At 50.6% G+C, this 11,061-nt stretch carries 8 protein-coding genes; 7 read left to right on the plus strand and 1 reads right to left on the minus strand.

The window, feature by feature from the left end; all coding sequences use genetic code 11:
* The first annotated feature begins 34 nt into the window (after positions 1-34).
* From gspJ to J3369_RS20990, 5 genes are read left to right on the plus strand one after another with little or no spacing between them, the layout of a single operon-like run.
* The gene (gene gspJ / locus J3369_RS20970; RefSeq protein ID WP_349591107.1) at positions 35-664 is read left to right on the plus strand and encodes a type II secretion system minor pseudopilin GspJ; all 630 of its coding nucleotides are present in this window, start codon (positions 35-37) and stop codon (positions 662-664) included.
* On the plus strand, positions 661-1,653 hold the full coding sequence (gene gspK, locus J3369_RS20975) for a type II secretion system minor pseudopilin GspK (protein ID WP_349590664.1): 993 nt from the start codon (positions 661-663) through the stop codon (positions 1,651-1,653). Before gspJ ends, gspK begins: the two co-directional genes overlap by 4 nt.
* Entirely contained in the window at positions 1,653-2,846 is a 1,194-nt protein-coding gene (gene gspL / locus J3369_RS20980; protein WP_349590666.1) for a type II secretion system protein GspL, read from the plus strand. The genes gspK and gspL overlap by 1 nt, the downstream gene beginning before the upstream one ends.
* Positions 2,846-3,319 (plus strand): type II secretion system protein M, encoded by a 474-nt coding sequence (locus J3369_RS20985; RefSeq protein WP_349591109.1) that lies wholly within the window; start codon positions 2,846-2,848, stop codon positions 3,317-3,319. The genes gspL and J3369_RS20985 overlap by 1 nt, the downstream gene beginning before the upstream one ends.
* Complete coding sequence (locus J3369_RS20990) at positions 3,319-4,074, plus strand: type II secretion system protein N (RefSeq protein ID WP_349590669.1); 756 nt, start codon at positions 3,319-3,321, stop codon at positions 4,072-4,074. The genes J3369_RS20985 and J3369_RS20990 overlap by 1 nt, the downstream gene beginning before the upstream one ends.
* 84 nt (positions 4,075-4,158) lie before the next feature.
* Here J3369_RS20990 and J3369_RS20995 read toward each other — a convergent pair whose 3' ends face one another.
* Positions 4,159-5,535, minus strand: a complete 1,377-nt coding sequence (locus J3369_RS20995) for an NAD-dependent succinate-semialdehyde dehydrogenase (RefSeq protein ID WP_349590672.1) — start codon at positions 5,533-5,535, stop codon at positions 4,159-4,161.
* 279 nt (positions 5,536-5,814) lie between these two features.
* Here J3369_RS20995 and J3369_RS21000 point away from each other — a divergent pair, with 279 nt between their 5' ends.
* Together J3369_RS21000 and J3369_RS21005 are read left to right on the plus strand one after the other, a co-directional pair.
* Positions 5,815-8,430 carry a TonB-dependent receptor plug domain-containing protein gene (locus tag J3369_RS21000; RefSeq protein ID WP_349590674.1) on the plus strand — a complete coding sequence of 872 codons (2,616 nt, stop codon included), beginning with the start codon at positions 5,815-5,817 and terminating at the stop codon, positions 8,428-8,430.
* Between the two features lie 171 nt (positions 8,431-8,601).
* Positions 8,602-11,010 (plus strand): TonB-dependent receptor plug domain-containing protein, encoded by a 2,409-nt coding sequence (locus J3369_RS21005; protein WP_349590677.1) that lies wholly within the window; start codon positions 8,602-8,604, stop codon positions 11,008-11,010.
* Positions 11,011-11,061 lie beyond the last annotated feature (51 nt).

The raw sequence follows: 11,061 nt of genomic DNA on the forward strand, positions 1-11,061 counted from the left end.
GCAGCGCATCAGACGATGATAACGGGACACCATGATGCAACGGGGATTCACGCTGGTTGAAATACTCATTGCCATCGCTATCTTTGCCTTTATCGGCGTGGCGTCTACGGCAGTGCTGACCACGGTTATCGACAGCGATGAACTGTCTTCTGCCCGGTTCGAAAAGTTTCAGCGCCTGCAACGCGCAGTCACCACCATCGAGCGGGATATGCAGCAGGCTGTGCCAAGGGCAGTACGCACCGACGGTCAGACAAACACCATTGTTATGCGTGGCGGTGAGTCAGATGAAAGCGATAATGACGGCCTCGCTTTTGTGCGCAGCGGCTGGCAAAACCCGCAAATGATGTTGCCGCGAAGTACTCTGCAGGCCGTGGCCTACCGCGTAAGAGACGGCAAACTGGAACGGCTGTACACCAATTACGTGGATAATGTAGTGGGCACAGAGCCGAAAGTGCGCGTGCTGCTGGAAGATATCAGCGAATTTAAAATTGAATTTATTGCTGATATTGATGAAGAGGAAAACTCCCTGTCAGACAACGACGAACTGAACTGGCGTGAGAGTTTTGTCGGAGCCACCTTGCCCAAAGCCATCGCGTTTGAATTTGTCAGCGATGATTTTGGCCGCATCCGCCGTGAATTCACCCTCAGCGGAGCCAGCTTATGAAAGGGTTTCAAAAGCAGCGTGGCGTAGCACTTATCATCGTATTTATGATTGTCGCTATCGTCGTGGTGATAGCTACAGACATGGGCTCCCGCCTGCAAATACAAATTCAGCGGGCTGCTAATTTAAAAGATAACAATCAGGCTTACTGGTATGCCATGGGAGCAGAAGCGTTTGCCCGCAAGTCGATTAAAACCATTTTTGATGAGACCGGCGATAAAATTGTCATTACCCAGCCCTGGTCACAAAAATTTGCTTATCCGCTCGACAATGGCGGTATTGAGGCGCAGCTGGAAGACGCCCAAAGCTGCTTCAACCTGAATGCGCTGGGTGAAAGTGACGATAACAGCAATCAGAGCAGTGCGACACAAACCACTGAAGCCATGGAAGCTTTCGGCCGTATGCTCGAGGCCACCGGCGATAACATCGACAATTACACCGCAGAAACTGTCCGCGACAGTCTGGCTGACTGGCTCGACAGCGATACGCGCATGCGTACTTACGGTGCTGAAGACAGTGAATATGAAAGTCGTGAGCATCCGTATCTGGCAGCCAACAGCTTAATGACCAATCAATCGGAGCTGAGGCTTATAAACGGTGTCAGCCCGGTGTGGTTAAATGCTATTCTGCCTCTTGTGTGCGTGCTGCCGGAAGATACCGCTCTGGCTATCAATGTGAATACGCTTACAGAAGAGCGGGCGGCCATTCTGGCGGGACTGACCGGACTGGATATGTCTCAGGCCACCAGCCTTATCAGCAGCCGGCCACAGGATGGCTGGGCAGACGTTGACAGTTTTCTGGGTGAGCCCGTGCTGGCAGCACTGGATTTAAGTGATGAACAGCGAAGCTGGTTCACCGTGACCACCGGATATTTTATTTTGCATACGAAGACCAGCTACAATAAAGCCACTTTTTCGCTCAGTACGCTGTTTAAAGCTCAGGGTGGAGAGAACGTAAGCGTTATCCGACGTGAATTTGGAGGAGTAAAGTAATGGAACAATTACTGGTCAGGCTGGGCTCCCGGCATGAAGATCCGGTGCAGTGGCTGGTATGGTCGGGCGGTGAACAGGAGATCATTGCGTCCGGCGAATTACCTGATGCCTCGCAACTTACCACCCTGAAGGAACGCGCAGGCCAACGTGCTGTTATTGCTCTGGCACCTGCCAGTGACGTGTTATTGCGTTGGGTGACACTTCCTCCCCGCGCCAGCCGTAAAGTACTCACTGCAATCCCTTTCATGCTGGAAGATGAGCTGGCACAGGATATCCACAAACAGTTTTTTGCCATGGGTCCGAAAAAAGGTGACCAGCAGGCAGTTGCTGTTGTCAGCCGTGAGAAAATGGACGAATGGCAACAATGGCTGAGTGACGCAGGGTTATTTTGCGACAAACTCATTCCTGATGTTCTGGCTGTACCCCATACGCCGGGTGCCTGGAGCGTACTGACTATCGGTGATGCTTTACTTGTCCGGGAAGACGAATGGCAAGGGATGCAGGGGGAACTGAGCTGGTTGCTTCCGGCGTTCGCAAGCCAGTTACGTCGTTCTGATACCCTGGTGCCGGTGAAAAACTATTCCGACATCGATTTAGTCTCAATACCAAATGCAGATATCCAGCAAACAGAGCTGGAATTGCCCATGCACATACTGGCAACGGAAGCCGTTAAAACAGACTTTAATCTGCTTCAGGGCGATTACCGCATTAAACGTAAAAAGGCCGGTCAGTGGTATCAGTGGCGGGTCGCCGCAGTACTGGCGCTTATCGCTCTGACCACCAGCCTCATTGATAAAGGTGTGAGTATTTATCAGCTTAAGCAGGAAAATGCCCGCCTGAGTGCACAAATCGATCAGGTTGTTAAGGCCGGATTTCCCGGGCTGGGTCCTTACCGGGATCTCAGGCTGAAGATCCGCAGTGAAATGACATCAATGGAACAGGGAGGCGGTGGCGCTTCCATGCTGGTGATGATGGATCAGCTCACTAATGCGTTCTCCTCATCACAAATCAAACCGCAAACGTTGCGTTTCGATGCCTCAAGAACGGAAATCCGTATGCAGGCACAGGGCAGAAATTTTGAGTCGCTGGAGCAGTTCCGCAGGCAGGCTGAGACCGCCGGATTCGAAATAGAGCAGGGTGCAATTAATAACCGCGATGATATGGTCATCGGTACAGTCGCGATACGGGGTTGATCATGAAGTTAATGGATAAATACCGTGCATTGAGTGAGCGTGAGCAGCGCCTGGTGATTATTACCGGTGTGATCATGATTATCGCAATGTTCTACTGGCTGATCTGGCAACCCTTATCTGACGGATTAGCGCAGGAGAAAGCCCGTCTTGATGACCAGCAGGAGTTGCTGTTGTGGGTGCAGGAGAATGCAAACCGTGCACAACAACTTCGTCGCAGCGGTGGTATAAAAACCTTCAATGGCTCACTGCCACAGGCAGTCAATACTACCTCGGCCCGTTTTAAAATCGCCATAGCCCGTATGCAGCCCCAGGACGAGCAGATTCAGGTGACGGTGGATGAAGCGCCGTTTAATGATGTGCTGGCATGGCTGCAAACCATGGAAGAAATGGGGATCCTCATTCTTCAGGCAGACCTTGCTGAAGGTAACGCCCCCGGCATGATCCGCATCCGTCGACTGCAATTGGGTAAATAATGAAATCGAACATACTCTGGACGCTCGCTGCTGTTTTTGTGTTTCTTTTCTTTGTGGTGGCTTACATGCCCGCCGCTCACCTTATACAGAGTCAGACGCTTCCGAAAGGCGTAAAGATTTATGGCGTCAGCGGTACTGTCTGGCACGGTAAAGCGCAGGCGGTAGTTGTAGAAGGCATTCCGGTAACCAACGTGGAATGGGATATTGCGGGCTTACCCATGCTGATTGGCAGCGTGCACGCCGACATTAAAGGCGGCAATTTACGTGATTCCGACGAAGTGTCGTTTAAAGGCGAACTGCGCACCAGCCTGCTGAATCCTGAAACCGTGGAGTCGGATGACTTTTTGCTGTTTCTGCCGGTAGACCGTGTGTTAGCGGAAGTGCAACTGCCACTGCCGGTTAACGCCGGCGGCCGGTTCAGAGCCAGAGTCGAAGCCTTATCTTTCGGTCCCGACTGTAACGAACTCACAGGCTTCGGCGACTGGCTGAATGCCACCGTAGCCGGCACCCGTGGCCCCATCGACTTTGGTAACTATTCAGCACAGTTACGCTGCGAAGGGAAAGGTATCGGTATTGCCCTTAAAGAGCCCAACATGCTGGGTCTCTCACTGGATGCGATCCTGGAACAGGGTTTTTCAAACTTCTCAATTAAAGGCAAATTCAAACCCGACCCGTCATTACCTGAAGAAGTGCATCAGGCCGCCGCCATTTTCGGCGCTCCCGGTCCTGACGGGTATACTGAAATTCAGCTTTAAGCTGTTTAAAAAGCAAAGCCCCGGACGTCACCAGACTCCGGGGCTAATTCTTATTCAGGCCTGATTTTTGGCCGTCAGACTGATCTATTCAGCGATGAATATCGTTTTTTCGTTAACGAATTCACGCATACCGAAACCGCCGTGTTCACGGCCGTAACCGCTGTCTTTCATACCGCCAAATGGCAGGTTAGGCTGTGCCAGTGAATAACCATTAATGTTCACCATACCCGTATCGAACTCTTCACGGGCCAACCGGATAGCTTTCTCTTTATCCGTGGTGAAGATACCGCCGCCCAGGCCGTAACGGGAGTCATTGGCAATGCGCATGGCATCCGCATCGTTTTCCGCACGGATAAATGATGCCACAGGGCCAAACAGTTCATCATCATACGCTGGCATGCCCGGTTTGATATTTTCCAGAATAGTGACGGGATAGAACCAACCCGTGGTGTCGGGGATTTCGCCGCCTAATGTGACTGTGGCACCGTTTTTCACTGACTCCTCAACCTGCTCGTGTAACTTGTCACGCAAATCTTCACGGGCCATTGGGCCAAGATCGGTTTCAGGATCGGTGGGGTCGCCCACTTTCAACGCTTTAAATGCAGCGACGAATTTCTCACGGAAGGCATCATAAACACTGTCAACAATGATAAAACGCTTAGCCGCCACACACGTCTCGCCGTTATTAACAATTCGCCCCTGAACACAGGCTTCCACCGCGGTGTCGATATCAGCATCAGATAACACCACAAAGGCATCGTTACTACCCAGTTCCAGCACGGTTTTTTTCGACAGACCGGCTGCGGTTTCGGCCACCGTTTTACCTACGTTATCACTGCCTGTAAAAGTCACGCCGCGCACCTTATCGTGCTCAATGAGCTTGCTGGCAGTTTTGCCGTCAATCAGTAACGACTGATACACGTTTTTCGGGAAACCGGCATCCAGATACAGTTTTTCAATAAATTCTGCCATACCGAAGACATTGGCGGCATGCTTCATCACCGTTGTATTGCCCGCCATCACATTGGCTGCGCTGTAACGGATGACCTGATAAAGGGGGAAGTTCCAGGGCTGAATACCCAGAATAGCGCCAATCGGCTGGTAGGTAATAATGGCGCTGCCACCGTCATATACCCGGTTTTCATCTTCGAGCACTTTTTCGCCGTTTTCAGCGGTGTAACGACAAATGGAAGCACAGAGCGCAATTTCCTGCTTACCTTGTTCAGTCACCTTACCCATTTCTTTGGTCATCAAATCAAGAATGGTGTCCGCGTTATTCTCAATCTGATCAGCGAGGTTGTTCATCAATTTCGCCCGCTCGTCGAAACTGGTCTTCTTCCATGACAGAAAGGCTTCATGGGCATTATCAACGGCTTGATTCGCGTCCGCTTCGGACATCAGCGTATATTCGGCAACGGTTTCTTCTGTTGCAGGATTAATCGTTTGTACTTTATCAGACATGCTCTGTCTCCTGTTTTCAACATGGACAGATGACAGTGCAAAGGTGAGGCCAATATAGAAAACATCGAAATAACAGTACGTTGAACAAACATTGAATAAAAATACTCAATAAACATCAGCGACATCTACAGGGTACCCTGTTGAATTTGCAAAATCTTATGCAACGAATTGATGTCATCAGGTTCATCTGTCATAAAAATTTAGCCAATCCATTGGGCTGTTTGACGTAGACTACTGACTTTTCCGCAGTGATAGTATTACGTTGTGTTTGTCTGGTGTGTGTCCTTAGTTTCTCTGGCATTGTTTATCTGCCCACTGGCTGCCGCATCCAACCTCTCTCAACCATCAGAACCGCCAAACCTGTTCAGAACGCTCAACACCATAGCGCAGCAACGCAATGTAAACGTGCTTTATGAATCAAGTGCCATCACCCCGCTCATCCATGGCCCCGTAGACAACACACTGCCGGTACCGGAACTGATTGCATCGTTACTCGCTGGCACACCATTTACTGCACTTCAGGTAGATGAACGCACCTTTATCATCCGGCGCAGGGCCACAGAAAAAAAAGAAGCAATAACAGAAAAATCCTACATTGATGAAGTGATTGTTACCGGCACGCGGCTGCCTGACAGAACCATTCACACGGCACTCTCGCCGGTGGACGTTATTAACGAGCCGGTGAATGTTAACTCTGTTGATTTAGCAGATAGTCTCGCTATACAACTGCCCGGCTACACAGCTTTCAGACTGCCTCTCAGTGACGGGCAGATTTTTAACCGGCGGTCCGGATTGAGAGGACTTAATTCAGACCATGTGTTGATACTGGTTAACGGTAAACGGCGTCATCACTCAGCCTTTATCGAAACCGCCGATGGGCAGCCAACGGACCTGTCTCATATTCCGATGTATGCAATCAAACGTATTGAAGTACTGCGTGATGGTGCTTCTGTTATGTATGGTTCTGACGCTATTGCCGGTGTGATTAATGTCATTCTGGATGATTCTCCGGAAACATCCTTGTCTGTGCAGTCGGGACAATATTTCGAAGGTGACGGACTTTCAAAACTGGTTCAGTTCAAAAGCGGGTACAGGACTACAGAGAGCCGGGCAACGCTGACACTGGCCGCGTTCTCGGATGACCCGACGTCAAGATCTGTACAACCCGCAGATGCGGTGGCATTTCGACGCGAACATCCTGATATTACTTTACCTGACCCGGTACAACGATGGGGTCAGCCTGAGCGCGAAGGTATTCAGGCGGTAATCAACGCCCGGGGCACATTGACCCCTCTTTCTGAATGGTTCAGCTTTGTCACGCTGTCACAAACAGAAGGGACATCTGACTTCAACTGGCGAAATCCTGATACCAATGCCATTTATACACCAACTGCTGCGTTTAGCGATTTCGATTTGCGTACTGTGTACCCTGCCGGCTTTACACCCCACTTTGGGCAACATGAAACAGATATCGCAGCGACGCTTGGCACAACGATGTCGCTTGAAGCCGGCGCTGAACTTGAAGCAAGTTTGACGGCGGGACAAAACACGATCGATTATTTCATCAGTAACACAATTAATGCGTCATTGGGCCCGTTAAGCCCCACAGACTTCAAACCCGGCGCACTGACACAGCGGGAATGGGTGCTGGATATCGATTACCAGCATCCTTTAAGTGAAAACAGCCTCTGGCAATCAGCGTCTTTAGCTACAGGGCTGGTTCTGAAAGGCGAGCAATACCGCGTTCAGGCCGGCGACCCGGCATCATGGGAAGCGGGGCCTGCCACCATTTACGGCTTGCCCGCGGGCTCAAGCGGATTCCCGGGATATTCGCCGGAGCAGGCCGGAACATTTCACCAGCAAGGCTTTGCAGCCTATTCAGATCTCAATGTATCGCTGGCTCAGGATTTTGATGTCGATCTCGCCCTTCGCTATGAGGATACCGCTAACTATGCCGGAATCATTCGCGGCAAAGTGTCAGCGCGGTACGCATGGCAAAATGGCTGGATGGCCAGAGCAACACTGACAAACGGCTTTCGGACACCAAGCGCCGGACAGCTTTTTAGCGAGCGTACGTCACAAGGCTTAAATACCGAATATAACAGCGTTAACACCAGCGGGCGCTTTTCCCCGCTTAGTCCTGTAGCGGCGATTTTATCTCTTCGCAGCGACGTGACAATTGCACCGCTGCGCCCCGAGCGCTCTGAAACGATAAGCGCCGGAATTGGCTACCGCATCTCAGATAACTTCGGATTGAACGTTGATTTTTATCGTATTGAATTAACCGACCGGTTCGGCACAACCCCTGCTTTTGAATTAACGGCACGGGAGCAAAGCGCCGTAGCAGCCATACACTCCGGCCTTAACCACCCCATCGATACCGCAACGTTCTTTCAAAACCTGTTTGATACAACCACTACAGGTTTTGACATCGTACTGACCAGACAAACCATACTGGCTGACGGACAACTTAATATCACCGCGGCAGCCAATTACAACAAAACAGACGTCACCCGACTGGGCGATGCGACAAACATTGCACAAAAGATACTGCAGGAAAAAGGCACGCCGGAATGGCAAGGCAGGGTGTCATTTAACTGGCAAAAAGGAGACTGGCAACACCAGTTCACCCTGCGGTATACCGGCAGCTGGACAGATCAACGGGAAACCGGAGAAGAAGTGTTTCAACGCTTTTCACCTATGACAATGATTGATGTTTCCTCCACGTGGTTCATATCGTCAGCCTGGTCATTAAGGTTGTCCATAGAAAATCTCTTCAATACCTACCCCGACCGCGCGGCACTTCAGGCAAACCGCGGGTTGATGTATTCAAGAAATGCCCCTTACGATACTGACGGCGGTTCATATTACCTCCGGACTGAATACCACTTTTAATGTTTCGTAGCGCCGGACATCCGGCGTGTTTTATGAAGCTTTTGTGAATTAAGCAACGAAACGCGCAGATCTTCAATTCAGGTTCGTCTTGTTAATTAGTCCCGACCGGATCCGGAAAAATGCATGCACGGTTTGGGAGTACTTTTAAGGACAACTCAACCTGGAAACCAAATGAACGCTAAATTTACTCTCTCAGCCTGTGCCATTGCACTCGCTACCATTATGCAGCCACACGCTATGGCACAAACTCAAGGCGCCTCAGGGGAAAAGGACGTTGAGAACGTCATTGTCACCGGCACACGCCAATCCAACCGTACTGTGTTTGATTCAATGGCCCCCATCGACCTTATTTCCGGCGACGCCATTAACAGCACAACATCGGAAGATCTCTCAGACAGCGTGGCGCAACTCGTTCCGTCTTTTAAAGTACAGCGTTTGCCTATGGCAGACGGACAGGTATTTGTTCGTCCCGCGAGCTTACGGGGCCTGTCTTCAGACCACACGCTGGTACTGGTAAATGGCAAACGGTTACACCGCTCTGCGTTGCTCGGTTCCAATGGCGCTCAGTCTGCAGATCTTGCCACCATCCCAACTTATGCAATTAAGCGTATTGAAGTTCTGCGCGATGGTGCATCTGCGCAATACGGTTCAGATGCCATTGCCGGGGTGATCAATATCATTCTGGACGACAAAGAAGGCTATAAAGCTTACAGCCAGTTCTCTCAGTACTATGAAGGCGACGGTGCCGCATGGCGTGCAGGCGGCAAGGCAGGCTGGTCGCTAAATGACAAGGGCTACCTGTCTTTCACTGCTGAATATTACGATGCCGACAGAACCAGCCGTTCGCGTCAGCGCGCAGATGCCATTGCCTACCAGGAAGCAAACCCTGAAGTTACATTGAGAAATCCGGTACAGGATTGGGGACAGCCAGACAGAGAAGCAATGCGCTTTGCGTTTAACAGCCAGTACGATATCTCACAGAACGCAGCTGTCTATCTGTTCGGCACATACAACGAAGGCGAAGGATTATCTGATTTTAACTGGCGAAACCCGACTTCCGCGGTATATAACCAAAGCACTGTTTATCCTGACTTTGATCTGAACGATATTTATCCCGGAGGCTTTGCTCCGCACTTTGGTCAGGAAGACTCAGATTACGCGGTGTATGGTGGTGTAAAAGGTGACCATGGCAACCTGAGCTGGGATGTATCTGCCAGCGTGGGCGGCAATGCTATCGATTACTTTATGTCGAACACCATCAACGCGTCTTTAGGGTCAGACAGCCCTACTGACTTTTACGCGGGTTCGTTAGAACAGGATGAAGTCACAATCAATGCCGACGGTGTGTACATTATCGAATCAGACAGTGTTTATGGCGATATCAACGTAGCATTTGGCACCGAATACAGGGAAGAAACCTATACTGTATCTCCCGGTGACGAAGCATCGTATGCAGTGGGTCCGGCTGCCAGCGAAGGTCTGGCATCCGGTTCAAACGGGTTCTTCGGATTCAGTCCTTCTCAGTCCGGTGAATTCAGCCAGGACAGTTACGCTGTATATCTGGATGTTGAAAGCGAGATCACTGACGCACTCACGTTAGGTGTGGCTGGCCGTTACGAAGACTATTCAGTATTTGGTGACAGCACCAACGGTAAAATATCTGCACGTTATGCTTTGTCAGAAAATCTGGCGCTGCGTTCCACATATTCAACCGGCTTTCGTGCCCCTACACCCGGTCAGCTGTTCAGTGAACGCGTGTCCCAGGGCTTAGATACGAACACGCTGGAAGTGTTTACCCGCGGCCGCTACAGCCCTGAAGGTGCCATCGCGGATATTATCAATTTACGTGATGATGCAGATATTGCTTCTCTTGAGCCTGAAAAATCCGACAACATCAGCCTGGGTATTACCTATCAGGGTAATAACGGTCTGTCTGCGTCACTGGATTTTTATCGCGTGGAAATTGAAGACCGCTTCGGTACATCATCCACCTTTACGCTGACAGATGAAGAGCGTCAGTCTCTGATTGATTTAGATGTCACCGGCGCAGAAAGTATTACCGGCGTGAACTTCTACCAGAATGATTTTGATACCCGCACCACGGGTCTGGACGCGATTGTCAGTCAGTTGTGGAAACTGGATAGCGGCTCACTGAATGTTGTGCTTGCCTATAACTACAACAAAACAGAAGTAGTGGGTGGAAATGTTGCGCAAAACGAAACCCAGCGCACATTGTTTGAAGATCGACTTCCCACCAACAGTGCCAATATCAGCGCAACTTACAGCACCGGCGACTGGAGCTACAATGGCCGTGTCCGTTACTACGGCACCTGGACAGACAGTTCCGGCAACAGCGATGGTGACATTTTTCAGGAGTTCGGTGCTGAGGCGTTTGTTGATGTCGGCGTTACATGGCAGGTATCCGACACAATTAAGCTGAGTGCCAATATAGAAAACCTGTTCGACGCTTATCCTGATGAAGCCACTTATCAGGCAAGCCGGGGCCTGATTTACTCCAGAAACGCCCCTTATGACACTGACGGGGGGAGCTACTCGCTGCGCATTGACGCAAGCTTCTAACAGCGGCTCGTCATTATTTTGAGACATTGTGCATGTAGTTTGGTTTTCACA

Origin of the sequence: Alteromonas sp. NFXS44 (assembly GCF_040148705.1) — a bacterium.
Taxonomy (GTDB): domain Bacteria; phylum Pseudomonadota; class Gammaproteobacteria; order Enterobacterales; family Alteromonadaceae; genus Alteromonas.

Excerpts from the sequence above, each read along its gene's own strand:
- gspJ (WP_349591107.1), top strand. The coding sequence starts at position 35 with ATGCAACGGGGATTCACGCTGGTTGAAATACTCATTGCCATCGCTATC.
- gspK (WP_349590664.1), top strand. The coding sequence starts at position 661 with ATGAAAGGGTTTCAAAAGCAGCGTGGCGTAGCACTTATCATCGTATTT.
- gspL (WP_349590666.1), top strand. The coding sequence starts at position 1,653 with ATGGAACAATTACTGGTCAGGCTGGGCTCCCGGCATGAAGATCCGGTG.
- J3369_RS20990 (WP_349590669.1), top strand. The coding sequence starts at position 3,319 with ATGAAATCGAACATACTCTGGACGCTCGCTGCTGTTTTTGTGTTTCTT.
- J3369_RS20995 (WP_349590672.1), bottom strand. The coding sequence starts at position 5,535 with ATGTCTGATAAAGTACAAACGATTAATCCTGCAACAGAAGAAACCGTT.
- J3369_RS21005 (WP_349590677.1), top strand. The coding sequence starts at position 8,602 with ATGAACGCTAAATTTACTCTCTCAGCCTGTGCCATTGCACTCGCTACC.